The organism is Arthrobacter sp. Ld5 (genome assembly GCF_051172775.1).
In the GTDB taxonomy this organism is placed as follows: Bacteria; Actinomycetota; Actinomycetes; order Actinomycetales; family Micrococcaceae; genus Arthrobacter_D.
The window spans coordinates 197,517-221,982 of sequence record NZ_JBPKBO010000003.1; the positions used below are offsets into that span (position 1 = coordinate 197,517).

23 protein-coding genes, 1 tRNA gene and 1 riboswitch are annotated in these 24,466 nt (G+C 71.1%); of the genes, 6 read left to right on the plus strand and 18 right to left on the minus strand.

Annotated features, from left to right (window positions below):
• Positions 1–25 precede the first annotated feature (25 nt).
• A complete protein-coding gene (locus tag ACSGDB_RS02205) occupies positions 26–1,135 on the plus strand; it encodes a VIT1/CCC1 transporter family protein (protein ID WP_434992497.1) in 1,110 nt (369 codons plus the stop codon).
• A gap of 35 nt (positions 1,136–1,170) precedes the next feature.
• Here the strand turns inward: ACSGDB_RS02205 and ACSGDB_RS02210 are convergent, their stop codons facing one another.
• From ACSGDB_RS02210 to ACSGDB_RS02235, 6 genes are all read right to left on the minus strand, one after another.
• Positions 1,171–1,656, minus strand: coding sequence for an SRPBCC family protein (locus tag ACSGDB_RS02210; RefSeq protein WP_434992498.1), 486 nt, complete (start codon positions 1,654–1,656; stop codon positions 1,171–1,173).
• A 103-nt stretch (positions 1,657–1,759) separates the two neighbouring features.
• The gene (locus ACSGDB_RS02215) at positions 1,760–2,815 is read right to left on the minus strand and encodes a zinc-dependent alcohol dehydrogenase family protein (protein ID WP_434992500.1); all 1,056 of its coding nucleotides are present in this window, start codon (positions 2,813–2,815) and stop codon (positions 1,760–1,762) included.
• 168 nt (positions 2,816–2,983) lie between these two features.
• Positions 2,984–3,886 carry a succinate--CoA ligase subunit alpha gene (gene sucD / locus ACSGDB_RS02220; protein ID WP_434992502.1) on the minus strand — a complete coding sequence of 301 codons (903 nt, stop codon included), beginning with the start codon at positions 3,884–3,886 and terminating at the stop codon, positions 2,984–2,986.
• A gap of 12 nt (positions 3,887–3,898) precedes the next feature.
• Positions 3,899–5,065, minus strand: a complete 1,167-nt coding sequence (gene sucC, locus ACSGDB_RS02225; RefSeq protein ID WP_434992504.1) for an ADP-forming succinate--CoA ligase subunit beta — start codon at positions 5,063–5,065, stop codon at positions 3,899–3,901.
• Between the two features lie 177 nt (positions 5,066–5,242).
• Entirely contained in the window at positions 5,243–7,708 is a 2,466-nt protein-coding gene (gene pcrA / locus ACSGDB_RS02230; protein WP_434992507.1) for a DNA helicase PcrA, read from the minus strand.
• Between the two features lie 106 nt (positions 7,709–7,814).
• Positions 7,815–9,380 carry an alanine/glycine:cation symporter family protein gene (locus ACSGDB_RS02235; protein WP_434992510.1) on the minus strand — a complete coding sequence of 522 codons (1,566 nt, stop codon included), beginning with the start codon at positions 9,378–9,380 and terminating at the stop codon, positions 7,815–7,817.
• A gap of 135 nt (positions 9,381–9,515) precedes the next feature.
• Between ACSGDB_RS02235 and ACSGDB_RS02240 the strand changes: the two genes are divergently transcribed.
• The 3 genes from ACSGDB_RS02240 to ACSGDB_RS02250 all read left to right on the plus strand — a co-directional run bounded on the left by ACSGDB_RS02240 (position 9,516) and on the right by ACSGDB_RS02250 (position 10,741).
• Complete coding sequence (locus ACSGDB_RS02240) at positions 9,516–10,124, plus strand: hypothetical protein (protein WP_434992511.1); 609 nt, start codon at positions 9,516–9,518, stop codon at positions 10,122–10,124.
• Between the two features lie 37 nt (positions 10,125–10,161).
• Positions 10,162–10,238 (plus strand) — tRNA-Arg (locus ACSGDB_RS02245).
• A gap of 50 nt (positions 10,239–10,288) precedes the next feature.
• Positions 10,289–10,741 (plus strand): NUDIX hydrolase, encoded by a 453-nt coding sequence (locus ACSGDB_RS02250; RefSeq protein ID WP_434992512.1) that lies wholly within the window; start codon positions 10,289–10,291, stop codon positions 10,739–10,741.
• A 39-nt stretch (positions 10,742–10,780) separates the two neighbouring features.
• Here the strand turns inward: ACSGDB_RS02250 and ACSGDB_RS02255 are convergent, their stop codons facing one another.
• A complete protein-coding gene (locus tag ACSGDB_RS02255; protein WP_434992514.1) occupies positions 10,781–11,362 on the minus strand; it encodes a dTMP kinase in 582 nt (193 codons plus the stop codon).
• A gap of 92 nt (positions 11,363–11,454) precedes the next feature.
• On the opposite strand from ACSGDB_RS02255, the gene heR reads away from it, so the two are divergent.
• Entirely contained in the window at positions 11,455–12,291 is an 837-nt protein-coding gene (heR, locus tag ACSGDB_RS02260; protein ID WP_434992516.1) for a heliorhodopsin HeR, read from the plus strand.
• Positions 12,292–12,300: 9 nt separating this feature from the next.
• Here the strand turns inward: heR and ACSGDB_RS02265 are convergent, their stop codons facing one another.
• The 9 genes from ACSGDB_RS02265 to ACSGDB_RS02305 all read right to left on the minus strand — a co-directional run bounded on the left by ACSGDB_RS02265 (position 12,301) and on the right by ACSGDB_RS02305 (position 21,125).
• Positions 12,301–14,223, minus strand: a complete 1,923-nt coding sequence (locus ACSGDB_RS02265) for an ABC transporter ATP-binding protein (protein WP_434992518.1) — start codon at positions 14,221–14,223, stop codon at positions 12,301–12,303.
• Between the two features lie 177 nt (positions 14,224–14,400).
• Positions 14,401–15,228 (minus strand): formate dehydrogenase accessory sulfurtransferase FdhD, encoded by an 828-nt coding sequence (fdhD, locus tag ACSGDB_RS02270; RefSeq protein WP_434992520.1) that lies wholly within the window; start codon positions 15,226–15,228, stop codon positions 14,401–14,403.
• A gap of 91 nt (positions 15,229–15,319) precedes the next feature.
• Positions 15,320–16,594 carry a molybdopterin molybdotransferase MoeA gene (locus tag ACSGDB_RS02275; protein WP_434992521.1) on the minus strand — a complete coding sequence of 425 codons (1,275 nt, stop codon included), beginning with the start codon at positions 16,592–16,594 and terminating at the stop codon, positions 15,320–15,322.
• The gene (locus tag ACSGDB_RS02280; RefSeq protein ID WP_434992523.1) at positions 16,591–16,875 is read right to left on the minus strand and encodes a DUF6457 domain-containing protein; all 285 of its coding nucleotides are present in this window, start codon (positions 16,873–16,875) and stop codon (positions 16,591–16,593) included. The genes ACSGDB_RS02275 and ACSGDB_RS02280 overlap by 4 nt, the downstream gene beginning before the upstream one ends.
• A gap of 17 nt (positions 16,876–16,892) precedes the next feature.
• Positions 16,893–17,498, minus strand: coding sequence for a molybdenum cofactor guanylyltransferase (gene mobA, locus ACSGDB_RS02285; protein ID WP_434992526.1), 606 nt, complete (start codon positions 17,496–17,498; stop codon positions 16,893–16,895).
• Positions 17,495–17,992, minus strand: coding sequence for an HNH endonuclease (locus ACSGDB_RS02290; protein WP_434992527.1), 498 nt, complete (start codon positions 17,990–17,992; stop codon positions 17,495–17,497). Before ACSGDB_RS02290 ends, mobA begins: the two co-directional genes overlap by 4 nt.
• 220 nt (positions 17,993–18,212) lie before the next feature.
• Positions 18,213–19,172 (minus strand): NlpC/P60 family protein, encoded by a 960-nt coding sequence (locus ACSGDB_RS02295; RefSeq protein ID WP_434992528.1) that lies wholly within the window; start codon positions 19,170–19,172, stop codon positions 18,213–18,215.
• A 25-nt stretch (positions 19,173–19,197) separates the two neighbouring features.
• Positions 19,198–20,124, minus strand: a complete 927-nt coding sequence (locus tag ACSGDB_RS02300; protein WP_434992530.1) for an NlpC/P60 family protein — start codon at positions 20,122–20,124, stop codon at positions 19,198–19,200.
• Positions 20,125–20,129: 5 nt separating this feature from the next.
• Positions 20,130–20,297, minus strand: a riboswitch (cyclic di-AMP (ydaO/yuaA leader).
• 129 nt (positions 20,298–20,426) lie between these two features.
• Positions 20,427–21,125: a metal-dependent transcriptional regulator gene (locus ACSGDB_RS02305; RefSeq protein WP_434992532.1), complete on the minus strand. Its 699-nt coding sequence runs from the start codon at positions 21,123–21,125 to the stop codon at positions 20,427–20,429.
• Positions 21,126–21,376: 251 nt separating this feature from the next.
• Between ACSGDB_RS02305 and serC the strand changes: the two genes are divergently transcribed.
• On the plus strand, positions 21,377–22,501 hold the full coding sequence (gene serC, locus ACSGDB_RS02310; protein WP_434992534.1) for a phosphoserine transaminase: 1,125 nt from the start codon (positions 21,377–21,379) through the stop codon (positions 22,499–22,501).
• 18 nt (positions 22,502–22,519) lie between these two features.
• On the opposite strand, the gene ACSGDB_RS02315 is transcribed toward serC, so the two are convergent.
• Complete coding sequence (locus ACSGDB_RS02315; protein WP_434992535.1) at positions 22,520–23,794, minus strand: MFS transporter; 1,275 nt, start codon at positions 23,792–23,794, stop codon at positions 22,520–22,522.
• Positions 23,795–23,828: 34 nt separating this feature from the next.
• Positions 23,829–24,464, minus strand: coding sequence for a DUF3027 domain-containing protein (locus ACSGDB_RS02320; RefSeq protein ID WP_434992536.1), 636 nt, complete (start codon positions 24,462–24,464; stop codon positions 23,829–23,831).
• Between the last annotated feature and the right edge of the window lie 2 nt (positions 24,465–24,466).

The window sequence follows — 24,466 nt, forward strand, 5'->3', positions numbered from 1 at the left end:
TGCCCCGAGCAACCGGAGCATTCCCTTGGACAACCCCGAGAACACCCCCGTACGACCCGCGTCCCGCGACGATGTGAGGCGCTGGCGCCAGTACCTCGCTGACGAACGCGCCGAGGCCGCCACCTACCGCGATCTCGCCCGCCGCAGGACCGGAGAGGAACGCGAGATCCTGCTCGGCCTGGCCGAGGCGGAGGGCCGTCACGAGGCGCACTGGCTCGCACTCCTGGGCGACGACGTCGGCCGGCCCCTGCGGCCGTCCGTCCGCAACAGGCTCCTGGGGGTGCTCGCGCGCCGCTTCGGCTCCGTGTTCGTCCTCGCCCTCGCGCAGCGGGCGGAGGGCCGCTCCCCCTACGCCTCGGACCCCTCGGCCACGAGCGCGATGGCCGCCGACGAACAGATCCACGAGGAGGTGGTCCGCGGCCTCGCCACGCGCGGCCGCAACCGGCTCTCCGGCAACTTCCGGGCCGCCGTCTTCGGTGCGAACGACGGCCTCGTCAGCAACCTCGCGCTCGTCATGGGCATCGGGGCCACCGGTGTCCCGACGTCGTTCATCCTCTTCAGCGGGCTGGCCGGCCTGCTCGCGGGTGCGCTGTCGATGGGCGCCGGCGAGTACGTGTCCGTCCGGTCCCAGCGCGAACTGCTGTCCGCCACGCGCCCCACGCAGATCACGCTGACGGCGGCCAAGGAACTCGACATCGCCGCGAACGAGCTGGTGCTGGTGTATCGCGCCAGGGGCATGACGCGCGCGGCCGCGGAGCACCGGGCGGCGGAGCGGATGGGCCTGTTCGGCTGCGACTGCGACCCGAGCTACTCGTTGCAGCCCGAGGAGGACGGCGCCGTCGACGAGCACGAGGCGGTCGGCACGGGACTCGGGGCCGCGGCCTCGAGCTTCTGCTTCTTCGCGTCCGGCGCGATCATCCCGGTGCTGCCGTACCTGCTGGGGCTCAGCGGCATCCTCGCGGTCGTCGTCGCCTGCGTCCTCGTGGGCCTGGCGCTGCTGGCGACCGGGGCCGTCGTCGCGCTCCTGTCCGGCGCCTCGCCGCTGCGGCTGGCGCTCCGGCAGCTGGGTATCGGGCTCGGCGCCGCCGCGGTGACCTACGGGCTCGGCCTGCTGTTCGGCACATCGGTGGCCTGAGCCGGCCGGGCGCCCTGGCCGTGACGGGCGGGCGTCTACGCGGGCGGGGCCTGGGCGGGATCGACGTGCTGCAGGACGTAGTCCTCGAGCTTCCCGAGGGTCGCCTCGATGCTCGCCGGGTGCCGCCGCGTGAACCCGGTGAGCCTGAAGAGGACCCGCCAGCGCACGGCACGGCCGTCCCACTCCTCGCGCACGAGCGTCCCGCCGTCCCGCGGTTCCAGCGTGTAGCGCCAGACGTGGGCGGAGAAGTGCCGCCAGGCGATCCGGCGGCCCTCCTCGAACTCGACCACGCGGTTCAGGATCTTGTAGGACGGACCCATCGTCATGTCCATCCCGAACTTCGCACCCAGCGACAGGCGGGCCGGGCCGTTGGGCTGCTCGCCGCGAACCGTCCCGGAGCCGTCGATGACGCTGTGGAGCGCCGGCGTGGCGAGGACCTCGAAGATGCGGGCGGCGGGCGCTGCGATGAGGCGTTCCCTGGAGATGAGATAGGCGGAATCCGAGCCGGGCGTCGTCGTCATGCCTTCATTCTGCCCGTTCCGGGACTCCGCCGTGGGCGGGGGCCGGACGGCACGCCGAAGGACCCCTCCGCGAGGGGCCCTCCGGCGTCGGGGCGTCCCGGGGTCAGGGCTTCAGCAGCACCTTGATGGCGCGGCGCTCGTCCATGGCTTTGTACGCCTCGGCGGCGTCCTCGAGCGGCATCTCGACGTCGAAGACACGGCCCGGGTTGATCGTCCCGTCGAGGACGTCCTTCAGCAGCTCCGGGATGTAGGTGTGCGCCGGCGCCATGCCGCCGCCGACGGTGATGTTCTTCGCGAAGAGCACGCCGATGGGCAGCTCCGGCCCGCCGGCGGGGACGCCCACGAAGCCCAGGTGACCGCCGGGCCGCGTGCTGCGCAGCGCCTGGTCCATCGACTCCTTGGTGCCCACGCATTCGAGGACGGAGTCGGCGAGGACTCCCCCGAGCAGTTCGCGCACCTTCTCCACGCCCGCGTCGCCGCGCTCGGCGACGATGTCCGTGGCCCCGAACTCGCGGGCGAGCGCCTGGCGGTCGGCGTGGCGGGACATGGCGATGATCCGTTCGGCCCCGAGGCGCTTCGCGGCGAGGACACCGCACAGGCCCACGGCGCCGTCACCCACGACGACGACGGTGCTGCCCGGCCCGACGTTCGCGGACACCGCGGCGTGGTGGCCGGTGGACATCACGTCGGAGAGGGTGAGCAGGCTGGCCGTCAGGGCGGCGTCGGGCTCGGTGACGCCGTCGACCTTCCGCAGGGTGCCGTCGGCCTGGGGGACGCGGACGGCCTCGCCCTGGCCACCCTGCACCGCATCGCCGTGTTCGTCGGTGCTGCCCCAGCCGACCAGGTGGTCGCACGCCACGGTCACGCCGTTGACGCACTGCGGGCAGGTGCCGCAGCTGTCCACGAAGGGGGCGATCACGAAATCGCCCACCGCGAGGTCGCGGACGTCGTCGCCCACGGACTCCACGATGCCCACGAACTCGTGGCCGATCGCCTTGGGTTCCTTGGTGGGCCGGACACCCCGGTAGGGCCAGAGGTCGGAGCCGCAGACGCAGGACGCCGTGACCTTCACGACGGCGTCCGTCGGACGGATGATGCTCGGGTAGTCCCGGTCCTCGACCCGGATGTCGCCGGGCCCGTGGATGATGGTCGCGCGCATGGTGTTCTCCTCGAAGCTTGCTTGACGCAATCGGTTGTCCCCCGTCGTCACCTTACAAGCCGCGCGCGGGGAGCCTCCACCGCCGCCTCCCCTGCGTCCGGTATTCGCCCGTCCCACGCGAAAGCCTCCCCCGCACGGATGCGGAGGAGGCTTGTCGGCCGGGCGGGGTCAGAGGGTGGCGTAGACCTCGCGGAGGAGCCTGGCGGTCTCGGACGGCGTCTTGCCGACCTTCACGCCGGCGGCCTCGAGGGCTTCCTTCTTGGCCTGGGCGGTCCCGGCGGAGCCGGAGACGATCGCGCCGGCGTGGCCCATGGTCTTGCCCTCGGGGGCCGTGAAGCCCGCGACGTAGCCGACCACGGGCTTGGTCACGTTCGCCTTGATGAACTCGGCGGCCCGCTCTTCGGCGTCGCCACCGATCTCGCCGATCATCACGATGGCCTTGGTCTCGGGGTCCGCTTCGAAGGCCGCGAGGGCGTCGATGTGGGTGGTCCCGATGACGGGGTCGCCACCGATCCCGATGGCCGTCGAGAAGCCGAGGTCGCGGAGCTCGAACATCATCTGGTAGGTCAGCGTGCCGGACTTCGAGACGAGGCCCACGCCGCCCTTGCCCGTGATGTTCGCGGGGGTGATGCCCACGAGGGACTCGCCGGGCGTGATGATGCCCGGGCAGTTGGGGCCGATGATGCGGGTGACCTGCCGGCCGTCGGCGTCGACCCTGGACTGGGCGAGGGCCCAGAACGCGGCGGAGTCCTGGACGGGGACACCCTCGGTGATGACCACGACGAGCCCGATCCCGGCCTCGATGGCCTCGACGACGGCGTCCTTCGTGAAGGCCGGCGGGACGAAGACGATCGACACGTCGGCGCCGGTCTCCTTCATGGCTTCCTCGACCGTGCCGTAGACGGGGAGCGTGACGTCGCCGTGGGTGACCGTGGTGCCGGCCTTGCGGGCGTTGACGCCGCCGACGACCTGCGTCCCGGCGTTCAGCATGAGGGCGGTGTGCTTGGTGCCCTCGCCGCCGGTGATGCCCTGGACGATGACCTTGGAGTCCTTGTTGAGGTAGATAGACATGCGGCTGTTCCCTTACTTTCCGTTGGCCAACGCGGCGGCCTTGTCGGCGCCTTCGTCCATGGTGTCGGCGAGCGTGACCAGCGGGTGGTTGGCGTCGGCGAGGATGCGGCGGCCCTCGTCGACGTTGTTGCCGTCGAGGCGCACCACGAGGGGCTTGTTGGCCTCGTCGCCGAGCATCTCGAGGGCCTTCACGATGCCGTTGGCGACGGCGTCGCAGGCGGTGATGCCGCCGAAGACGTTCACGAAGACGCTCTTGACCTGCGAGTCGTTCAGGATGACGTCGAGACCGGCGGCCATGACCTCGGCGGAGGCTCCGCCGCCGATGTCGAGGAAGTTCGCCGGCAGAACGCCGCCGTGCGCCTCGCCGGCGTACGCGACGACGTCGAGGGTCGACATGACGAGCCCTGCGCCGTTACCGATGATGCCGACCTGGCCGTCGAGCTTGACGTAGTTGAGGTCGTGTTCCTTGGCCTTGGCCTCGAGGGGATCGGTCTCGGCCGTGTCCTCGAGCGCGGCGTGGCCCGCCTGGCGGAACCCGGCGTTCTCGTCGATCGTGACCTTGCCGTCCAGCGCGAGGATCTCGCCGCTGCCGGTCTTCACGAGCGGGTTGACCTCCACGAGCGTGGCGTCCTCCTTCACGAAGACGTCCCAGAGCTTGAGGATGGCGGCGACGACGCCCTCGCGGAGCTCCGGGGCGAAGCCCGCGGCGTCGACGATCTCCTCGGCCTTGGCCTGGTCGATGCCCGTGCCGGGGTCGACGGCGATGCGCGCGAGCGCCTCTGGGCGTTCGACGGCGAGCTGCTCGATCTCCATGCCGCCCTCCACCGAGCACATGGCCAGGTAGTTCCGGTTGGAGCGGTCGAGGAGGACCGAGAAGTAGTACTCCTCCGCGATGTCCGCGCCCTGCGCGATCATCACCTTGTGGACCGTGTGCCCCTTGATGTCCATCCCGAGGATGTCCGAAGCGTACTGGAAGGCCTCATCGGGGGTCTTGGCGACCTTGACGCCGCCGGCTTTGCCGCGACCGCCCACCTTGACCTGGGCCTTGACGACCACGACACCGCCGATCTTCTCGGCTGCTGCCTTTGCTTCTTCTGGGGTCTGCGCCACGATGCCGGCGAGCACGGGAACCCCGTGTGCCTCGAAAAGATCGCGCGCCTGATATTCAAACAGGTCCACTTAGCTAGTGTCCTTCGACGTCGAAGTAGGTTTACAAGAGGGAACTTTAGTCCCTCGGGCCGGGGGCCTCCCCCAGAGTATCCGTTTCGTGAGGAACCCCACACTTCTATCCCTTGTAGAAATTTGCGCGGGGATGTTGTGGACTGCTAGGCGCATTCCGGGAATGATCCGCGCCGCTCAGGCGACCTTGGTGAGGGGCGCGTAGCGCAGCAGCAGCCGCTTCTCGCCGACGTCGAACCGGACCTTCGCCACGGTCTTGTCGCCCGTCCCCTCGACGGACAGGACCGTGCCGTTGCCGAAGCTCGTGTGGTTGACGTGGTCCCCGACGGCGACGGACACCACTTCCTTCTGGGGCTGCACGCGTCCCACGCTCTTGGACGGCGCCGGGGCGCCGCCGGTGAACCCGCCGCCGCTCGCACCCCAGTAGGATCCGCTGAACCGCGGCCCGCTGATACTGCCGCCGGAGGTCCAGGCGGGCTTCGCCGCGCCCTCCCGCTTCCAGGAGATGAGCTCCTCGGGGATCTCGCTGACGAACTGGCTCGCGGGGTTGTACTGGCTCTGGCCCCACATGCTGCGCACCTCGGAGCGTGTGATGTAGAGCCGCTGCCGGGCCCGGGTCAGGCCCACGTAGGCCAGGCGCCGCTCCTCCGCGAGTTCCTTCGGATCGGTCGCGGAGCGCTGGTGCGGGAAGATGCCCTGCTCCATGCCGGTGAGGAACACCACGGGGAACTCCAGGCCCTTGGCGGTGTGCAGGGTCATGAGGGTGACGACGCCCTGGGCACGGGCCTCCTCGACGGCACGCTGCACGTCGGCGGCCGATCCGTCGGGGGCGTCGGGGATCTGGTCGGCGTCGGCCACGAGGGCCACCTGCTCGAGGAAGTCCCCGAGCGTCCCCTCGGGGTTGTCCCTCTCGAACTCGCGGACGACCGCGACGAGTTCGGCGAGGTTCTCCACGCGGGACTCGTCCTGCGGGTCGTTGCTGGTGCGCAGCTGTTCCAGGTAGCCGGTCTGCTCCAAGACGGCCTCGAGTGCCGCCGAGGCACCGGAGCCGCTCGCGACCTCCGCGAGATCGTCGATCAGCTTCACGAACCCGGTCACGGCGTTGACCGAGCGCGTGGCCATGCCCGGCGCCTGGTCGGCCCGCCGCAGGGCGTCCATGAAGCTGATGCGTTCCCGCTCGCCGAGGGACGCGATCGCGTACTCCGCGCGGTCGCCGATGCCGCGCTTGGGTTCGTTGAGGATGCGGCGCAGGTTGACGACGTCGTCGGAGTTCACGAGGACGCGCAGGTACGCCAGGGCGTCCTTGATCTCCTTGCGCTCGTAGAAGCGGGTTCCGCCCACCACCTTGTAGGGCAGGCCGACGCGCAGCAGGATCTCCTCGACGGAGCGTGACTGGGCGTTGGTCCGGTAGAAGATGGCGACGTCGCCGGGCCGGATGTCCTCCTCGTCCTGGAGGCGGTCGATCTCCTCGGCGATGAAACGGGCCTCCTCGTGCTCGTTCTCGCCCACGTAGCCCACGATCTTCTCGCCGCTGCCCTCGGCCGTCCACAGCCGCTTCTCGGGCCGGTCGGGGTTCCGGGAGATGACCGCGTTCGCGGCGGTGAGGATGTTCTGCGTGGAGCGGTAGTTCTGCTCCAGCAGGATGGTCCGGGCGCTCGGGTAGTCGTTCTCGAACTCGACGATGTTCCGCACGTCGGCGCCGCGGAACGCGTAGATGGACTGGTCGGAGTCGCCGACGACGGTCAGTTCCGCGGGGTCGTCCGAGGACTCGCCCGGCACGCCGACGATCTCCCGGACCAGGGCGTACTGTGCGTGATTGGTGTCCTGGTACTCGTCGACGAGGACGTGGCGGAAGCGCCGCCGGTAGTAGTCGGCCACGCCGGGGAAGGCCCGGAACATGTAGACGGTCTGGGCGATCAGGTCGTCGAAGTCCATGGCGTTGGCCTGGCGCATGCGCTGGGCGTAGCCCGTGTAGACCTCGGCGACGGCCTGCTCGAAAGGATCCGACAGGCCGGCGGTCGAGGCGAACGTCTCCTCGTCGACGAGCTCGTTCTTGAGGGCGCTGATCTTGTGCTGGATCGCCTTCGGCGCGAACTTCTTGGGATCCAGGTCCAGCCCCTTGGCCACGAGCGTGATGAGGCGCAGGGTGTCGGCGGAGTCGTAGATCGAGAAGTTCGAATTGAGGCCCACGGAGGCGGCCTCGCGGCGGAGGATCCGCACGCAGGAGGAGTGGAACGTGGAGATCCACATCCGCTTCGCGACGTCGCCGATCAGGCCCTCGATGCGTTCGCGCATCTCGGCGGCGGCCTTGTTCGTGAAGGTGATGGCGAGGATCTGCCCGGGGTGCGAGCGGCCGGTGGCCAGCAGGTGGGCGATCCGGTGGCTGAGCACGCGGGTCTTGCCCGAGCCGGCGCCGGCGACGATCAGCAGCGGGGATCCGCCGTGCTTCACGGCTTCCTCCTGCTGGGGGTTCAGTCCCACGAGGAGTTCCCGGGCCCGGTGCTCGTCCGCGCCGATGTGGGAGGGGACGTGCTCCGTGGCAGGATCGGCCGCATCGGAGGCCGCTGCCATGGCTGCGGCCCGGGCGCCCTTCTTCTCGGCGGGCGTGGGCGGGGAGACGTAGGGATCGAAGAGCATGTCCATGGTGCTCCAAGTCTAGGCCGTGCCCCCGACACCCCCGGGTCCCTCCCCGGGTAGAGGACTGCCCCCGCCGGCGGACCGGCGGGGGCAGGGTCGCGGTGGTGGGGGACTACTTCTCGGCCTCCAGCTCGTCCGCCTCGATCCCGAGGATCGACAGTTTGCCGCTCTTGCGATCCGCGAGGTACGCGCGCATCTCCCGCTTGATGACGGGGAGCAGGAAGTACACGCCGAGCAGGTTCACGAACCCGCAGACGAACAGCGCGGCGTCGGCGAAAGCGATGACCTGGCTGAAGGTCAGCACGGTCCCGGCGACGGTGAAGAACAGGAAGATGACCTTGTAGAGGACTTCCGTGGTCTTCCCGCGGCCGAACAGGTACTGCCATGACTTGAGCCCGTAGTAGGACCAGGTGATGAGCGTGGAGAAGGCGAAGAGCGACACCGCGATGGCGAGGACCACGGGGAACCAGGGGAACACGGTGGCGAAGGCGTCCGAGGTGAGGATGACGCCGTCCGGCGTCCCTTCGCCCGCCTGCACCTGGTCGATCCCGGCCTGCAGGCTGGGAGCGCCCGCGATGATGATGGCGAGCGCCGTCATGGTGCAGATCACGACCGTGTCGATGAGCGGCTCGTACAGGGCGACGAACCCCTCGCTGACCGGTCGGCGGGTCTTCACCGCGGAGTGCGCGATCGCTGCCGAGCCCAGGCCCGCCTCGTTGGAGAACGCAGCACGTGTGAAGCCGACGATCATCACGCCGAGGACACCGCCGGCGAATCCCTCAGGGCTGAAGGCGCCCTCGAAGATGGAAGCGATCGCGGCGGGGACCTGGGTGAAGTTCACCAGGATGACGAGCAGGCAGGACACCACGTAGACGATGCCCATCGCCGGCACGAGCCGGCTGGTGGTGGCCCCGATGGACTTGATCCCACCGAGGATCACCATGGCGACCAGTCCTGCGAGCACGAGCCCGAAGATCAGTGCGGCGCCGGGGCTGCCGAGGAATCCGTCGGCTCCGCCCGTGACGTTCTGGACCTGGGCGAAGGTCTGGTTCGCCTGGAACATGTTGCCGCCGGCCACGCCGAAGATCAGGATGGCGACCGCGAAGATGCCGGTCAGGATCTTTGCCGGAATACTCCCGAACTTCCTGAACGCGATGGGCAGGTACTTGAAGGGGCCACCGCTGATCGACCCGTCCTCGTGGACCTCCCGGTACTTGACGCCGAGGGTGCACTCGGCGAACTTCGTCGCCATGCCGAGCAGGCCCGCGAGGATCATCCAGAAAGTCGCACCGGGGCCGCCGAGCGCCATGGCCGCACCGACGCCGGCGATGTTCCCGAGCCCGACCGTCCCCGACAACGCAGACGTCAGGGCCTGGAAGTGCGGCACCTCTCCTGGGTCATCGCTCGACGAGTATCGGCCGCGGACCACCTCGTACCCGATCTTCAGCCCCCGGAACTGGACGAAGCCGAAGTACACCGTGAAGATCACGCCCGCCGCGATGAGCCACAGCACGACGAAGGGGAAACTCACGGGACCGATGGTGATGGGGAAGAACACGATCGTCGAGAAGACCTCGGTGACGGGTTCGAACACCGCGTTGATGGCGGCGTCGATCGCGGCGAGCCAGCCGACTTCCTCGGTGACCGTTGTCTTGGGCAGTGCAGTTGTAATGGACATTCTTATAGAAAACAGCGCTTCGTCCGTGAGCGCAATCACAAGCTTTGTCCGCGGGAATATGTCGGGGACCGGCGACCGTGGTTCCAAGGGTCTTCGGGACGGCCCGCGGACGTCGTCATCGCCCATACTTCTCTCATGGCACGCACCAGGACTCAGATCGCACGCAAGCATTCCACCGGCGTCTCTTCCACATCCGGAGTACCGCACGCGGACCGGCAGCGGCCCAACGGCAGCCTGGTCGTCATCGCCGCCGCCGTGGCCTCCCTCTTCCTCTTCTGGTACTTCCACCTGCTCACACTCGGGCAGATGACGCAGCTCTCGGGTGGGCTCGCGATGCCCGACATGATGATCGGCGGCTACGACACCGACTACGCGGACCGGCTCCGCGAGGCGATGGACGACGACGCCCGCGGCCAGCTGAGCTACCTCCACCGGACGGCCGGCACCCTGTTCCCGCTGATCTTCGCGTTCGCCTGGCTCCTGCTGGTCCAGCTCAACACCGGACGACGCCGGCTGCGCTGGCTGCTGTGGTCCCCGGTGATCCTGTTCGTCGTCGTCGACCTGTGGGAGAACGTCGCGATCGACGCGATGCTCGCCGGCACCGGGGACGTGCTGCCGGCCTCGACGCTGACAGTCCTGCGCTGGGCGCTGCTCGCGCTGAGCCTCGTGGCCGGCGCCGTCTCCGTGTTCCTGCCGCGGACACTCCGGACGGCGGGCGCGAATCCGGGAACGAAGAGCGGGTAAGCTGGGACCGCCGGATCGAGCACACCAGCCGATCCGAGCCTCTGTAGCTCAGTAGGATAGAGCGTCCCTCTCCTAAAGGGAAGGTCGTCGGTTCGATTCCGGCCAGGGGCACCACAGCGGGCCACGGGCAGCCGGGCCCGTCCGGGCGGGAAGGACAAGGGCTCGTGGCCGAGGCCCCGACGATCACGGTCACGGCGTTGTGCCTGCTCGACGGCGACGGCCGCCTGCTGCTCGTCCGCAAGCGCGGCACCACCATGTTCATGCAGCCCGGCGGCAAACCGGAACCGGGTGAGACCCCCGCGGAGACCGGCGTCCGCGAGCTCTTCGAGGAACTCGGGCTGAGCGTCCGCCCCGAGGACCTCTCCCTGCTCGGCTCCTGGGAGGGGCCGGCCGCGAACGAGGCGGACACCCGGCTGGTGGCCACCGTGTTCCTCTGCCCCCTCGCCACCGGCCCCCTCACCGCAGGGCCGGTCCCCGCCGCCGAGATCGAGGAGCTCGCCTGGCTCGACCTCGGGGACGCGGCCGGACGCCCGGACATCGCTCCCCTGCTGACCGGCTACGTCGTCCCCCTGCTGCTCGGCGACCCCGGACCGGTGGGGAGCCGGGCGGCGTCCTGACACGATGGTCCCCGGCGGTGCAGCCCCATTGGAAGAGGGTCACCGGAATCCCGCTCCGTGCACCCCGAGCTCGGCCAGGATGTCGTCGACGAGCTGCCCGGGCGTGCGGCTCGCGTCGAGGACGAGGAAGGCCGGGAAGACGGCCAGCTGTCGATACGCGGCGTCGAGGCCGTGCAGGTACTCGATGGTCTCGACGTCCACTGCCCGGCGCGTGACCCGGGCGTGCGCGAGGTCCGCGGGGACGTCGAGGTAGACCACGAGGCCCGGCGTGGGCAGGACCGCGAGGAGGAAGGGCAGCAGCCTGCCGGCCGGCAGTCCCCGCAGGTGCCGGAGCGCGAGCTGGCAGTAGAGGTAGCGGTCCATCACGACGACGCCGGAACGGGTGCCCGCCCGGGCGTGGGAGACCAGCACGTTGACGCTGCGGATGACGGTCTCCACGGCATCGAGCAGGGCCACCGGCGGGTGGATGTTCCGGCGCCCGCACCAGGCGGTGATGCTGCGGCGGCCCGACCGGTTCATGGTGAGGATCGCGGGCCGGGCCGCTGCCGTCAGCCGCTCCGCGAGCAGCACACCCGCGGTGCTCTTGCCCGCACCGTCGATCCCGGCGAGGACGATGATCATGAACCAGTCTAGGCAGACTCTGGGCGGGCGGAACCGTCGGTGCTACGGTGATCACCCCGAATGGCTTAGGTCCGCTCGTCCGAGGAAGTCCCATGGAACGCGCATCCCGTCCAGACCCCGCCGCCGCCTCCGTCGAGGGCGGCCGCCCGGGCCCCGACCGCACCCGCGGCCTGCGCCCGTTCAACCTCGCGGCCGGGGCGCTGCATCTCGTGCAGGCGGTCCTCTTCACGGTCATCCTGCTGAGGCTGGAGAACCAGGTCACGTTCCCCGTCACCGCGGACTACCTGACGGGGCCTCCGGGTTTCCCGCTCCCGCCCGAACGCGTGGAACTCTTCGCGGTGAACGTGGGCGCCGGCGTCGTCCTGTTCCTGGCACTGTCCGCCCTCTTCCACTTCGCGGTGGCCTCCCTGTTCTTCCCCCGCTACGCGGCCGGGTTGAAGGAAGGCCACAACTACTTCCGCTGGGTCGAGTACTCGCTGAGCTCGTCCGTGATGATCTGGCTCATCGCCCAGACCACCGGGATCACCGACGTCGCGGCCCTGATCTGCCTGTTCGCGGTCAACGCGGCGATGATCGGCTTCGGTGCCCTGCAGGAGAAGTACGAGAAGCCCGGGAGCGGCAACCTCCTGCCCTTCGTCCTCGGATCGCTGGCCGGGCTCGTACCCTGGCTCGCCATCCTGGTCTACTTCCTGTCCCTCGGCTCGACGAGTGCGGCCGAACCGCCCGCCTTCGTCTACGGGATCATCATCTCGCTGTTCCTGTTCTTCAACATCTTCGCCGTCAACCAGCTGCTCCAGTACCGGCAGGTCGGCCCGTGGCGCGACTACCTGTACGGCGAGCGCGTGTACATCGTCCTCAGCCTCGTCGCGAAGACCGCCCTGGCCTGGCAGGTGTTCGCGGGAGCGATCATCCCCGCGTTCACCGACTGAGCGCCTTCGTCAGAGCGCCGACCCCTGGACGCCGGTCAGGGCCTCGGGCTGCTCGTCCGCGGCCACATTCTTCTGCACGGCGAACTGCGTCCGGTGCAGTTCCTCGTACCGTCCGCCGACCACGAGCAGCTCCTCGTGCGTCCCCCGCTCCACGATCGCCCCGTCCTCGACCACGAGGATCAGGTCCGCGCTGCGGATCGTCGAGAGCCGGTGCGCGATGACCATGGCCGTCCGCCCCTCGAGGGCCTCGCTGAGGGCCGCCTGCACGGCTGCCTCCGACGTCGAATCCAGTGCGGCCGTCGCCTCGTCGAGGATCACGACGCGGGGCTGGGCGAGCAGGAGGCGCGCGATGGTCATGCGCTGGCGCTCGCCGCCGGACAGCCGGTACCCGCGCTCGCCCACCATGGTGTCGAGCTGGTCGGGCAGGGACCGGATCAGCGGCTCCAGCCGGGCCCGGCGCACGGCGTCCCACACCTCGTCCTCCGTGGCGTCCGGACGCGCCAGGCGCAGGTTCGCGAGGATGGTCTCGTGGAACAGGTGGCCGTCCTGCGTGACCATGCCGAGGGTGTGGCGCATCGAGGCGAACGTGACGTCCCGGACGTCGACGCCGGAGAGGCGCACCGCGCCGCTGTCGACGTCGTACAGGCGCGACAGGAGCTGCGCGATGGTCGACTTGCCGGCACCCGAGGTCCCGACGAGCGCCACGGTCTGGCCCGGGTCGATGCGGAAGGACACCCCGTGGAGCACCTCCTCTCCGCCCCGGGTGTCGAGCGTGGAGACCTCCTCGAGGGAAGCGAGGGAGACCTTGTCGGCGGACGGGTAGGCGAAGCGGACGTCGTCGAACTCGACGGACACGGGACCGTCGGGGACGGCGGCGGCGTCCGGCTTCTCCTGGATCAGCGGTTCGAGGTCGAGGACCTCGAAGACGCGTTCGAAGCTGACGATCGCGCTCATGATCTCGACGCGCGCGTTCGCGAGGCTCGTCAGCGGCGCGTACAGGCGCGTGAGGAGGAGCGCGAGCGTGACGACGTCTCCCGTCTCGAGCCGGCCCGCGAGCGCGAGCGTCCCGCCGAGTCCGTACACGAGGGCGAGCGCCAGCGCGGAGACGAGCATGAGGGCGGTGAAGAAGACGAACTGCAGCATCGCCGTGCGCACCCCGATGTCCCGCACGCGGGCAGCGCGGACGCGGAACTCCTCGGCCTCCTCGTCGGGCCGGCCGAAGAGCTTGACCAGCGTGGCCCCGGGCGCCGAGAAGCGTTCCGTCATCTGCGTGCTCATGGCCGAGTTGTGGTCGGCCGCCTCGCGGCGGAGCGCGGCGAGGCGGCTGCCCATGCGGCGGGCCGGCACCAGGAAGATCGGCAGCATGAGGACGGCGAGGACGGTCACCAGCCAGGAGGTGCTCAGCATGACGGCGAGGGTGAGGATCAGCGCCACGACGTTCGTGACCACGCCGGAGAGGGTGCCGCTGAACGCCTGCTGCGCGCCGATGACGTCGTTGTTGAGGCGGCTGACCAGGGCCCCGGTCCGCGTCCGGGTGAAGAAGGCGATGGGCATCTTCTGGACGTGGTTGAACACCGCGGTGCGGAGATCCAGGATGACGCCCTCACCGATGCGCGAGGAGTACCAGCGGGTCAGCAGGGACACCCCGGCGTCCACGATCGCCACGAGGGCGATGACGGACGCGAGCCACACGATCGTCCGGACCTCGCCGCCGGCCACGATGACGTCGACCACCTGGCCGGCCAGGACCGGCGTCGCGACGGCCAGGAACGCCCCGGCCACGGACAGCAGGATGAAGAGCAGCAGTTTCGCGCGGTAGGGCACCGCGAAGGTCAGGATCCGGCGGACCGTCTCCCGGGAGAAACCGTGCTTGTTGTCCTTCGCCGTCGAGATCTTGTAGAGCGAGCTCCACGCCGCGCCTTCCATGCTCATGGCCGTTCCTTCCGTGGATGCCGCTTCCGGCTCGGGTGCGCGGGTCGTCCGGCCCCCGTCGTGCTGCTGCTCCGGCCGTCAGCGGTCGCAGCGGATGCACCTAGGGTTCAAGCCGTTCGGGAGCCGGTCTATTTCCGGTGCCGTGCGCCTCCCATTCTAGGGAGGGGACGCCCGCCGTCAGGCCGCGATGCGGTCCGGGTGGGAGTAGCAGTTCAGCGTCGTGCCGCGGCTGAAGCCCACGAGCGTGAGCCCGGCGTCGTCCGCGAGGTCCGCCGCCAGCGACGACGGAGCGCTCACCGCCGCGAGGACCGGGATGCCCGCGAGCTGCGCCTTCTGCACGAGCTCGAAGGAGGCCCGCCCGGAGACCTGCAGGATCGTCCCGCGCAGCGGTAGCATGCCCTCGCGCAGCGCCCAGCCCACCACCTTGTCGACGGCGTTGTGGCGTCCCACATCCTCCCGGAGGCACAGGAGCTCCCCCTCGGCGGAGAACAGCCCGGCGGCGTGCACCCCACCGGTGCGGTCGAACAGCTTCTGGCTCTCGCGCAGGCGGTCCGGCAGTGAGGCCAGGACACCGAGGTCCACCGGGGACGCGTCGGTGCGCAGGTCGAAGCGCGACGACTTCCGGACCGCGTCGATGGACGCCGTGCCGCAGATGCCGCACGAGCTCGAGGTGTAGACGTGGCGCTCCATGGCCGTGTCCGGCAGTTCGACGCCGGGCCGGAGCTGGGCCTCCACCACGTTGAAGGTCTGCTGCCCGTTCTCGTCCACGCCCGCGCAGTACCGCAGGCTCGGCAACTGGCCCGGCTCCCAGACCACGCCCTCCGAGACGAGGAAGCCCGCCACGAGGTCGAAGTCGTCGCCGGGCGTGCGCATGGTCACGGTGAAGGCCCGTCCGTCCAGCCGGATCTCCAGGGGCTCCTCCCCCGCGAGCACGTCCTCGCGTCGTCCCGTCTGCGCACCGACCCGGAACTTGGTGATACGGCGGCGCTGCGTGACCCGGTTCATCCGGCTCTCCTTACTCCGGCCCCGAGCTCTCTCGACCCCGGGTACCTGCCTGGCGTGCCGTTTCCGACACGGAATTCTCGATGGTGAAGTGCTACGTGCGTGGGCCGGCGGGCGCCCACGGCAGCGACAGGGCCGGGACCGGGTCGCCGGCCCGGCAGCCCTCCGCCGGGACCACCATCACGCCGTCGGCCGCGGCGAGCCCGCGGAGCATCCCGGAACGCTGGTGTGCGCTCGGCACGGCCCGTCCGGATTCCGTCCGGTAGGGCACGAGGCGGCTCCGTCCCGGCAGGGGGTCGAAGGCGTCGGCCGTCACCACCGGGGCGGGCTCCTCCAGGGACGAACCGCGCAGGCCCGCGAGCAGGGGGCCGGCGACCGTGATCGTCGCCATCATCGCGGCCAGCGGGTTGCCGGGGAGCCCCACGAGGAAGCGCCCATCGGGCAGCCGGGCGAGCAGCGTGGGGTGCCCGGGCCGCATGGCGATGCCGTCGATGATCATCTCGGCACCGACCTCCTCGAGTGCCCGGCGGATGTGGTCGGCCATGGAGCTGCCGGTCCCGCCGGTCGTGATGAGCACGTCGCCGGAGGCGCGGGCGAGGGAGAACTCGTCGGTGGGTTCCGCGCTGATGGCCGCGACGACGTCGTCGAGGTCGTCCTTCGCGCGGCCCGCGACGTCGACGTGGCCGCCCAGCATCGCGACGAAGCCGGGCAACTGGGGCCCGAAGGTGTCGCGCACCTGGCCCGGGTGCGGCAGGCCGTGCTCGATCACCTCGTCGCCGGTCATCAGCAGCGACACGCGCGGCGCCCGCAGGACGGCGAGGGTGTCGTGGCCGCAGACCGCGGCGAGGGCTATCTGGGCCGGGTTGAGGACGACCCCGACGGGGATCGCCAGGGACCCCTCGTCCGCTTCCTCCCCGGCGGGCCGGACGTGCTCGCCGGGCGAGGGCTCGTCGGGGCGGGCGGACCCGTTGCGGTCGAGCGTCGCTCCGCGGACGGCACCGTGTTCCGTCCGGAGGATGCCGACGGCGTTCTGGGGCACCACGCCCCCGGTCAGGATGAAGGTCGCCTCGCCGGGCGCGAGCGAGATCTCCCCCGAATCGGTGTGCGGGGACGGCCTGCCGCGCGGGTGGTCCTCCGGTTCGGGGCGGCTCACGAGCGTCCAGGGCGGTTCGCCGTTGACCGCCCAGCCGTCCATCGCGGACGACGCGTAGTGCGGGATGGACTGCAGGGCGTGCACCGGCTCCGCCAGGGTCTGCCCGAGCGCGTCGGCGAGCGGCACCGTCTGGAACGGCAGGGGACGTCCGGCACCGTAGGCCAGCGTGCGGGCCGTCGCCCAGTCGACGTTGGTTGCTGCGCCGCCCTCGATCATGCGGCGCCGCCTTCCGCCGCGGCCTCCGCGCAGAGGGCATCGGCGACGGCCAGCGCCGAACGCATGGCCACGTCCTCGTCAGCCTGGCCGCTGCCGACGGCCAGACCGGCGGCGTAGCCCGCCACGAACGTCGTCAGGGGCGCGGCGGGGCGCACCACGCCGTGGGCCGCCTTGCCCGCCAGGCCGAGGACGGCGTCGATGTCCACGTCCGTCCCGTCGATCTCGAAGGCGGCGAGCAGCCGCCCGGTCCATTCGTGCAGCAGCTTCTGGCGATCGTCCATGAGCCCTCCGGGAGGTGTTAGGGGACGTCGACTCCCAGGACCCTCGCATCAGCCCAGGTGTCGACGTCGTGCGTTGTGCCCGGTGCCACCGGGACAGGTCTGGTGATCACACTAGCAAGGAGGCTGCGGATCGACAGGTCGTCGGCGGTCCCGGCAGCGAGGACCGCGTCCACCGCGGCCGCGAGGTCGTCGCTCCGGTAGAGCGCCGCGAGCGGCTGGGCGCGGCCGTCGTCCACGGCCACGAGCGATGCCCCGCCGTCGGCGGCGGCCTCGGCGAGCAGCACGTCGACGAGCCCGGCCACGCGCGGCATGTCGCAGGCGATGACGGCGCACCAGGGCGCCCGGCGCCCCGTCCCGGCACGGAGCCCGGCGACGAGGGCGGCCGCGGGTCCGGCGAACGCCGGCTCCTCCCGCACGAACGACGGCGAACCCGGCAGCGCGCGCCACCCGTCGGCCTCGGGGCCCACGACCACCAACTGCCGGGCATCGACGAGGGCGGCGCACGTCCGCTCCAGCAGGGTCACGCCGTCCACGACCAGTCCGGCTTTCGGGACGCCACCGAGCCGGGAGGACCGCCCTCCGGCGAGGACCACGGCGTCGAACGGCGGGCGGCCGGCCCTCATGCTGCGGTCTCCGCGAGGAACTCGCTCCACTGCGGCGCGGGCCTCTCCAGTTCGCGGATCTGCCACTGGGGCCCGCGGGGCGGGCGCGGGACCACCCGCAGGGACCAGCCCAGGCTGGCGAGCGTCCTGTTGCCCTTGGCGTTGTTGCATCGGAGGCAGCAGGCCACGAGGTTCTCCCAGGTGTCGCCGCCGCCGCGCGACCTCGGCATCACGTGGTCGATGGTGGACGCCGCCTTCCCGCAGTAGGCGCACAGGTGGTTGTCCCGGCGCAGCACGCCCCGTCGCGTCGCGGCGACATCCTGGCGGTAGGGCACCTTCACGTATCTGTTGAGCAGGATCACCGAGGGCCTCCCGAAGACGTCCGCAGGACCGACCACCGGGTCGTCGTCCTCTGCCACGACGCTCGCCTTCCCCGTGAGCACGAGGACCAGCGCCCGGCGGAACGTGACGACCGCGAGCGGTTCATAACCTGCATTCAGAACGAGAGTGCGCATGCGACGTGCCCCATTGCTGACCTGTTCCCCGCAACCGGTTGCCATCCCGGGGATCGGGAGAAGAGCTTCGGATTGACACTGCAAGGGTAAGCCGCACCCGGCCGTCCGCGTAACGCCGGGGCGGACGTTCGGCGGACCGTTCGTCCTGCCGCCCGCGCCGGTCGGGACACGGGAGGACCGGCACCGCGTGCCGGTCCTCCCGTGTGCCGTGCTGTTCGGGTCAGCCGCCCACGCGGATGTAGACGCCGCCGGAGCCGAGTTCGGCCGGGGCGATGACCGTGGTGTTGCCGTTGAATCCGCCGTGGACGGCCTGGCCGCCACCGATGTAGACAGCGATGTGGGCCATCCCCATGCCGCCGTCGGCGTAGTAGATCAGGTCGCCGGGGATGGCTTCGCCGGCACTGACCGTGCGGCCGAGGGACAGGTAGCCGGCCGGCCAGCCGTGGAAGTTGATCCCGGCTGCGGCGAGGGAGTTGCTCGCCAGGCGCGTGCAGTCCTGCATGACGCCGAGCTGGCCCTTGGCCGCGGCGGCGATCGTCGCCGCCACGCCGGAGGAGGGTGCGGGAGCGGGCGTCGACGCCGGCACGACCTTCGCCGTGCGGGTCTGGGCGACGGGTGCCGGGGCCACGGGCGCGGCCGGCGCCGCGATCGGGGCAGCCACCACGCGAGCGGGGGCCGGAGCGGCAACGGCGGGTGCGGCGACGGCGGGTGCGGCGACGGCGGGTGCGGCGACGGCGGGTGCGGCGACGGCGGCCGCCGGGGCCTCGACCACGGGGGCCGCGACGGCCGGGGCCACGACCGGGGCCTCGACGGCCGGGGCTGCCACGACGGGCGCCTTCTCGACGGGGGCCTTCTTGGCGACGACCGGCTTGGCCTTCACCTTGACCGGGGTCATGGCGAAGGACACCTCGGTCGTGTTCGCGGCGACGACGGCCGCCCGGGCGGAGGTCAGGGTGACGGTGGAGACCCCGACCTCGCGCTGGGGCTGGAGGTCCGCGGCGTTGGCGGCGACCCCGCTGGTCAGGACGAGCCCGGAGGCGGCCGCGAAGACGGCGGCCTGACGGCCCATGCCTCCGGCATTGGTGGAGACGGTGCGTGCGAGGACGGCGAAGGCGGCAGCGTTGCGGGCGTCGTCGCGGTGGCGGGCGGGGGCAGGACGGAAGGACAGCGGTGATGACATGGGGGTTCTTCTCCGGAGGTGGAAGTTAGCGGACGCGGACGAAGCCGGCGCCGGGGAGGTCTGAGAGGTTGTGCAGGCCGGTGTTCATGCCGTTGAGGCCACCACTGATGACCTGGCCGTTGCCGACGTAGATCGCGACGTGGCCGCCGGTGATCACGAGGTCGCCGGGGGCGGGGGATCCGACGACATCGCCGAACTGGTAGAACTGCCCGGGAGCGAGATCGCCCACGGACTTGCCGACCGAGCGCAGCGCCTTCTCGACCATGGCGGTGCAGTCCTGGCCCACGCCGATCTGCGAGTAGGCGGAGCCGACCAGTCCGGCGGCGATGCCGGAGGACGGCGCGGGAGCGGGAGCCGGGGTGCGCTTCGGGGCGACGGGAGCCGCGGCCGGCACGACGACGGGGGCTGCGGGAGCGGAAACCGGAGCGGGAAGCGGAGCCGGAGCGGCCTGGACCACCGGGGCGGCAGGCACGACGACGGGCGGGGCCTGGACGGCTGCCGGCGGAACGACGGCGGGAGCTTCCTGGAGGACCGGTGCCTCGACGACGGGCGCCTCGACGACAGGCGCCTCGACGACGGGCGCCTCGACGACGAGCGCTTGGACCACGGGGGGCGCCACGACGACCTTCGGGGTGGCCTTGGGTGCCGGCGGGGCGGCCTTCACCTCGACGGCGACGCGGGCGAAGGAGACCGTCGCGGTGGCCGGCACGGTCACCTCGGCGGTGACGACGCGATCGATGGTCAGGGCCGCGGAGGACTGCACCTCACGCTCGGCGCCCGAGGTCCCGTGGGCCGGGAGGCCGGCGCCGAGGACCAGCCCCGATGCGGCGACGACGACTGCGGCCTGGCGGCCGACGGATCCGGCATTGGATGCGACGGCGGCGGACAGACCGGTCAGCGGACTGGTGTTCCGGGGCGCGCGGTGGCGGCCCGGCGAAGAGCTGGTGGACACGTTGGATTGCCTCTCCCAACGCCTGCGAGGTGAGCTGTCGGATTCGGATGGGAGTCACCCGGCCGCTGTCGGGACAGCGACTTCACCCCAAGGATCTCTTTTCAGAGACCCAGAATTGGTTCCCCCGCCTCTGCCATGCGATGGTGCGGACGAACCTCCGGCAATGGCAGAGCTAGGCGATTTGCAGGAGGGTGCTGGATCCAGAGCGAGTCCGGCACGAGTTGAAAGCTACACGACGATGGGAGATATGTCACGTTCCGATCACGAAACGGTATGTTTCCGGTGACGAAGGCCCCTGACGGTCAGCCCTCGAGCGACACGAAGACGTGCGAGGCGACCTCGGGGGGCAGTTCGAGGGCGCCCTCGACACCCGGGACGCGCACCGAGACGTAGCCCCCCACCGATTCGAGGCTGAGCCGCGCGCCCGGGCGCAATCCACCCTCGTCGAGCTGGGTGAGCAGTTCGGGGTCCACCTGGATGGGTTCGGCGAGGCGGGCGAGCGTGACGGCGCTCCCGGGGGTGTAGGTGTCCATCGCGGACAGCAGCGTGACCACGCCGTCGGTGAACTGCTCCGCCTCCACGCCACCGATGGCCGCCAGGCCCGGGATCGGGTTGCCGTACGGGGAATCCGTGGGCTTGCCGAGGAGCTCGTACAGCCGACGCTCCACCCGCTCGCTCATGACGTGCTCCCAGCGGCACGCCTCGTCGTGCACGTACGCCCAGTCGAGTCCGATCACGTCGCTCAGCAGGCGCTCCGCGAGGCGGTGCTTCCTCATGACGCCGGTGGCACGGCGTCGACCGATCTCCGTGAGCTCCAGGTGCCTGTCCCCCGAGACGACCACGAGGCCGTCGCGTTCCATCCGGCCGATGGTCTGGGAGACGGTGGGTCCGGAGTGGCGCAGGCGCTCCGCGATGCGCGCACGGAGCGCGACGATGTTCTCCTCCTCGAGCTCAAGGATGGTCCGCAGGTACATCTCGGTGGTGTCGATGAGGTCCGTCATGCGGTTCAGCTCCTTGGTGCGGTGCGGGTGCGCGGCCGAATGCCTCACGCCGGTGAGGGGTGCGGCCTTCGGCCCGGTTCCGCCCCACGCCTCCCAAGGTTAACGCATGGCATCACGGGCCCGGGAATCGGAGGACCGGTCGCGGCGGGGCGGTCGGGGCATGCCCGACGGACGGCGTTCACAAATGGAGGGCCGTCGGCCGCTGGGGCAGAATGAGGTCTACACCCCGCCGTCCCAGAGCTGGAGCACCCATGAGCGAATCGCCCCGCATCCCCGCACATCTCCTCCCCGCGGACGGCCGCTTCGGTGCGGGTCCGTCGAAGGTCCGGAGCGGTCAGGTCGACGCCCTCGTCGCGGCCGGCTCGTCCCTCCTCGGGACCTCCCACCGCCAGGCCCCGGTGCGGAACCTGGTGGGCAGCATCCGTGAAGGGCTCGGGACGTTCTTCTCGGCCCCCGACGGGTACGAGGTGGTGCTGGGTGTCGGCGGATCGACGGCATTCTGGGACGTCGCCACCTTCGGGCTCGTCGACCGGAAGGCCCAGCACCTCTCCTTCGGGGAGTTCGGGTCCAAGTTCGCGTCCGCCACGAACAAGGCGCCGTTCCTCGACGCCTCCAGCGTGCTCACGAGCGCGCCGGGCACCCGGCCGGACGCGACGGCGGAGGCCGGCGTCGACGTCTACGCCTGGCCGCAGAACGAGACCTCCACGGGCGTGGCAGCACCCGTCCTGCGGGTCCCGGGCGCCGACGACGGGGCGCTCGTCGTCGTCGATGCCACCTCGGCCGCGGGCGGGCTCGACGTCGACGTCTCCCAGGCGGACGTCTACTACTTCGCGCCGCAGAAGAACTTCGCGTCCGACGGCGGCCTGTGGCTCGGCCTCTTCTCCCCCGCGGCGCTGGAGCGCGCCGCGCGCATCGCCGCGGGCGACCGGTGGATCCCGGACTTCCTCGACCTGCAGACCGCGGTCGACAACTCGCGCCTCAACCAGACCTACAACACGCCGTCGCTGTCCACGCTCGTGACGCTGGACGCGCAGGTGCAGTGGCTCAACGCGCAGGGCGGCCTGCCCTTCGCCGCGGCCCGGACGGCGGACTCGGCGGGTCGGCTGTACCGCTGGGCGGAGGCCTCCCCCGTCGCGAACCCGTACGTGGCCCGCCCCGAGGACCGCTCGAACGTGATCGTGACGGTGGACTTCGACGACGCCGTGGACGCCGCCCGCATCGCCGCCATCCTCCGCGCGAACGGGATCGTCGACGTCGAGCCGTACCGGAAGCTGGGGCGCAACCAGCTCCGTGTGGCCACCTTCGTGGCGATCGAGCCCGACGACGTCTCGGCCCTCATCGCGTGCATCGACCACGTGGTCGAGCACCTCCTGTAGGGTTCCGGCACTCCCGCCCTACGGGGCGGGGTCGGGCGAGCCGGCGTGGTCGAGGCGCAGGCGCCGGGGTGCCGAGCGGTCGTAGCGCAGCCGCACGTCGTGGTAGCGCCAGGCCCAGAAGATCCCGGCCCCGGCGGCCACCAGCCCGGACGCGGCCGCGACCCCGAGGCTCCACCGCGGACCGAACATGTCGGACACCCAGCCCACCACGGGCGCGCCGAGCGGCGTGCCGCCGAGGAAGATCGCGAAGTAGAGGGCCATCACGCGCCCGCGCATGGCGGGCTCCGTGGTGGTCTGCACGTAGGCATTGGCGCTGGTCATCAGCGTGAGCGCGAACAGCCCCACCGGCACGAGCGCCACCCCGAAGAGTTCCAGCGTGGGCGCCAGCGCCGCCAGTGCACACGAGATCCCGAATGCCGCCGCCGCACCGAAGATGAACCGCAGGCGCGGTCTGTCACGCCGCGCGGAGAGCAGCGCGCCCGCGACCGAGCCCACGGCCATCACCGAGGACAGCACCCCGAAGACCCCCGCCCCCTGGCCGAACTCGGTGCGGGCCATGGCGGCGATGAACACGGCGAAGTTCAGCCCGAATGTGCCGACGATGAAGATCGCGAGCATCACCATCATGAGGTCGGGCCGGTGCCGCACGTAGCGGAAGCCCGCCCTGATGCGCCCCTTGCCCGGTACCGGGCGGGCGTGCGCGTTCAGTTCGGTGCTGCGCATCGCGAGCAGCACGTAGACCATGGCACCGAACGTCAGGGCGTTGATCATGAACACCCAGCCGGGTCCCACGCCCGCGGTGAGGAGCCCCGCGATGGCGGGGCCCACGAGACGGGCTCCGTTGAAGGACGCACTGTTGAGCGCCACGGCGTTCGGGAGGTAGTCGTCGCGTACGAGGTCGGACACGAACACCTGACGTGCGGGGGCGTCGAAGGCGGAGACGACGCCGAGCGCCAGGGCGAAGGCGTAGACGTGCCAGAGGACCGCCACGTCCAGGAGGACCATCAGCCCGAGGCCCACGCCCAGCACCGCCATCGCCACCTGCGTGGTGACGAGGAGCTTCCGCCGGTCGACGGTGTCCGCGATGAGGCCCGCCCACGGGGCGATGACGAGCTGGGGCCCCAGCTGCAGGGCCATGACGATCCCGAGCGCCGACGCGTTCTGCTCCGTCAGGATGTCGTAGACCAGCCAGTCCTGCGCGGTCCGCTGCATCCACGTGCCGATGTTGGAGATCAGGGCGCCGACGAACCAGAGCCGGTAGTTGTGGATGCCGAGGGACCGGAAGGTGCTCATGCGCCTCCCCGTCCGCTCCGGCACCCCGTCCGGATCACTCGGCGTCGGGGCGGTCCGAGGCGGAGGGCTCCGGCTCGTCCCCGTCGGTCGCCGGTGTCTCGCCGGCACCCGCATCCGCAGTCCCGGACGCGTCGGCGGCGTCGGATCCGTCGGTCCCCGCCGCGTCTCCGGCGGCGGCGTCCCCGGCAGCGTCCGACGGCGACGAGCCCTCCCGGGCCGCCGCGTCATCCTGCGGCGAGTCCTCGGGCCGCACGCGCTCCGACCACGGCAGCCACTCGGGCGCCAGCAGGGAGGCCGGGGAGGGCAGGAGCCCCACCTCGCACACCGTCACGTCCTTGCTCCGTGCCACGCGGGCCACGCTCGCGTACCACTGCCATCCGCCGTACCCGGGCACGAAGGCCTCGAACCGGTGGGTGACCAGGCGCTCGCCGTCGATCGTGGCCGATACGTGGCGGCCCACCTGGGCCTCCGGGGCGATCTCCAGCACGCCCTGGCGTGCGCGCTCCACCGCGGCTTCGAGCACGGAGTCGGTCTTCGGGATGCGGCGGGCCACCCGCGGCTTGCGGGCGGCCTCGACGACGCCCGTCGCGCCGGTCTCGGCGCCGCCGGGCGTCGCGTCGGTGTCGGTCGAGGGTGCACCGTCGACGGCGTCCAGGTTGCTCGGGGTCATGG

Coding starts and splice junctions, on each gene's coding strand:
- ACSGDB_RS02235 (WP_434992510.1), bottom strand. CDS start 9,380: ATGTCCATTACAACTGCACTGCCCAAGACAACGGTCACCGAGGAAGTC.
- ACSGDB_RS02320 (WP_434992536.1), bottom strand. CDS start 24,464: ATGACCCCGAGCAACCTGGACGCCGTCGACGGTGCACCCTCGACCGAC.
- ACSGDB_RS02290 (WP_434992527.1), bottom strand. CDS start 17,992: ATGCGCACTCTCGTTCTGAATGCAGGTTATGAACCGCTCGCGGTCGTC.
- heR (WP_434992516.1), top strand. CDS start 11,455: ATGGAACGCGCATCCCGTCCAGACCCCGCCGCCGCCTCCGTCGAGGGC.
- fdhD (WP_434992520.1), bottom strand. CDS start 15,228: ATGAACCGGGTCACGCAGCGCCGCCGTATCACCAAGTTCCGGGTCGGT.
- pcrA (WP_434992507.1), bottom strand. CDS start 7,708: ATGGACATGCTCTTCGATCCCTACGTCTCCCCGCCCACGCCCGCCGAG.
- ACSGDB_RS02240 (WP_434992511.1), top strand. CDS start 9,516: ATGGCACGCACCAGGACTCAGATCGCACGCAAGCATTCCACCGGCGTC.
- ACSGDB_RS02265 (WP_434992518.1), bottom strand. CDS start 14,223: ATGAGCATGGAAGGCGCGGCGTGGAGCTCGCTCTACAAGATCTCGACG.
- ACSGDB_RS02295 (WP_434992528.1), bottom strand. CDS start 19,172: ATGTCATCACCGCTGTCCTTCCGTCCTGCCCCCGCCCGCCACCGCGAC.
- mobA (WP_434992526.1), bottom strand. CDS start 17,498: ATGAGGGCCGGCCGCCCGCCGTTCGACGCCGTGGTCCTCGCCGGAGGG.
- ACSGDB_RS02255 (WP_434992514.1), bottom strand. CDS start 11,362: ATGATCATCGTCCTCGCCGGGATCGACGGTGCGGGCAAGAGCACCGCG.
- sucD (WP_434992502.1), bottom strand. CDS start 3,886: ATGTCTATCTACCTCAACAAGGACTCCAAGGTCATCGTCCAGGGCATC.
- ACSGDB_RS02280 (WP_434992523.1), bottom strand. CDS start 16,875: ATGGACGATCGCCAGAAGCTGCTGCACGAATGGACCGGGCGGCTGCTC.
- ACSGDB_RS02275 (WP_434992521.1), bottom strand. CDS start 16,594: ATGATCGAGGGCGGCGCAGCAACCAACGTCGACTGGGCGACGGCCCGC.
- ACSGDB_RS02210 (WP_434992498.1), bottom strand. CDS start 1,656: ATGACGACGACGCCCGGCTCGGATTCCGCCTATCTCATCTCCAGGGAA.
- ACSGDB_RS02215 (WP_434992500.1), bottom strand. CDS start 2,815: ATGCGCGCGACCATCATCCACGGGCCCGGCGACATCCGGGTCGAGGAC.
- ACSGDB_RS02305 (WP_434992532.1), bottom strand. CDS start 21,125: ATGACGGACCTCATCGACACCACCGAGATGTACCTGCGGACCATCCTT.
- serC (WP_434992534.1), top strand. CDS start 21,377: ATGAGCGAATCGCCCCGCATCCCCGCACATCTCCTCCCCGCGGACGGC.
- ACSGDB_RS02315 (WP_434992535.1), bottom strand. CDS start 23,794: ATGAGCACCTTCCGGTCCCTCGGCATCCACAACTACCGGCTCTGGTTC.